This window comes from Alcanivorax sp. HI0044 (assembly GCF_001634945.1).
On sequence record NZ_LWEZ01001480.1, the window covers coordinates 1 to 2018 of the forward strand.

Below are 2018 nucleotides of genomic sequence, written 5' to 3' on the forward strand. Positions count from 1 at the left end.
CATGCACATGATGCAGCAGCGCCAGGTTATGGGCCGCGTACAGGCTTTCGCCCTGTTCCAGCAACTGGTTGCTGACCAGTAGCGCTTCAATCTTCTGGTGACCCGCCTCGGTCAGCTCTACCTGCCGTTGTTTTTCATCAACGAAGTAATCGCCTTCGCTCTCTTCTGTCTCTTTCTCCAGTTGCGGCATCAACTGATTCACCGCCTGGTACAGCTCGGAGGAATCTGCCGCCGGGCCGGAAATAATCAGTGGCGTTCTCGCCTCATCAATCAGGATGGAATCCACCTCATCGACGATGGCGTAATTCAACCCACGCTGCACCCGGTCTTCCAGGCGGAAGGCCATGTTGTCGCGCAGGTAATCGAAGCCGTATTCGTTGTTGGTTCCGTAGGTAATATCCGACGCGTACGCGGCGCGCTTCTGCTCGGTGGGCTGCTGGGACAGAATGATGCCCACGGATAACCCGAGGAATTCGTACAGGGGACGCATCCAATTGGCGTCACGCTCGGCCAGGTAATCATTTACCGTAACCACATGCACGCCTTCACCGGAGAGCGCATTCAGGTAGGCCGGCAGGGTCGCCGTCAGGGTTTTACCTTCACCGGTACGCATCTCGGAAATACGCCCTTCATGCAGGGATATCCCGCCCATCATCTGCACGTCGAAATGGCGCATCCCCATCACCCGTGTAGACGCTTCGCGGACTACCGCAAACGCTTCGGGTAGCAACTCATCCAGGGTCTTGCCGTCTTTGAAAGCCTGCCGGAAGGCGACTGTCTTGTGCTGCAGATCGCCATCGGTAAGCTGCCCCATCGCCTCTGCGTGGTTATTAATGGCATCGACCAGCTTTGCCATTCGCTTGATTTCACGATCATTCTTGGTGCCGATGATTTTTTTTACGATGGTACCCAGCATAAAACTTCCGGTTCAGTAAAAGTCAGGACAAACAGCCCGGTGGCGGCAAGGTGATTCCCCCGCAAGGTGAGCCATTCTAAACACAATAGGATTGAGAGATAAGGTGGTATTCGCCGTAATCAAGGCCCGATAACGAAAAACGGCCCCATTGGGCCGTTTTCGATTTTCAGTTTTAGCGGCGAGCGCGGTAAATATAGGGCTGTGGGTTCACCTGAGCGCCGTTTTTCAGCACTTCGTAGTGCACATGCGGCCCAGTGGAACGGCCGGAATTGCCCACCTTGGCCACCGTATCACCGGTGCGAACAATGTCCCCCGGCTCCACCAGCAGCTCCATCGCGTGCCCGTAGCGGGTGGACAGGCCGTTACCGTGGTTGATCTCCACCATTTTGCCGTAACCGGAACGCTCACCGGAATAGGTCACAACGCCAGCACCGGTGGCCACGATGGGCGTGCCTTCCTTACCCGCGAAATCCACCCCTTTATGCCAGGCCACCCGGCCGGAAAAGGGATCGGAACGCCGGCCAAAACGGCTGGACATCCAGCCTTTGGTCAGCGGGCGGCCAGACAGATAAGTCTGGTCTTCCAACTGTTTATCCGCCAGCAGGTCTTCCAGGATATCCAGCTGACGCTCACGGCGTTCCAGGGTGGCCGTCATTTGATCCAGCGCCCCCATAAAGGAAGGCAACTCATAACTGGCCCCCTCATCCGGCGATTCCGGTCCACCGACACCGGGCACACTACTGAAATCGAATTCGTCACCGCCGATATCAGCCACTTCCACCAGTCTCTCACCCAGTGCATCCAGGCGAACCAGCCGAGCCTGAGCCTGGGCCAGCTTGAGCGTCAGGGCACGAAACTGCTCCTGGCTTTGCTGATCCAGCTCGGAAAGAGCTTGTTGCTGCTGCTCCAGCTGCCCCGCAAAACGCTCCGTCATTACCGGAGTAAATTCAGGCTGACCGCCCACTCGATAGGCCAGAAGATAGGCGCTAACGCCAATAATCGCGGGAAACACCACCAACGCCGCAGCCAATAACCAGGGCCAATGGCGAGGAACGGGCAGTGTGCGCGAATGGCCGCGCTTGCTGTTAAGGACTATGATGTT

2 protein-coding genes are annotated in these 2018 nt (G+C 57.1%); both read right to left on the reverse strand.

Translation table 11 applies throughout. From position 1 onward, the window contains the following. Window positions 1-916, reverse strand: a 916-nt coding sequence (locus tag A3730_RS22355; RefSeq protein ID WP_369819110.1) for a DEAD/DEAH box helicase, incomplete at its 3' end; no start/stop codon positions are given. A gap of 172 nt (window positions 917-1088) precedes the next feature. Further along, a partial coding sequence (locus A3730_RS22360) for a M23 family metallopeptidase (protein ID WP_082872496.1) occupies window positions 1089-2018 on the reverse strand: 930 nt, incomplete at its 5' end.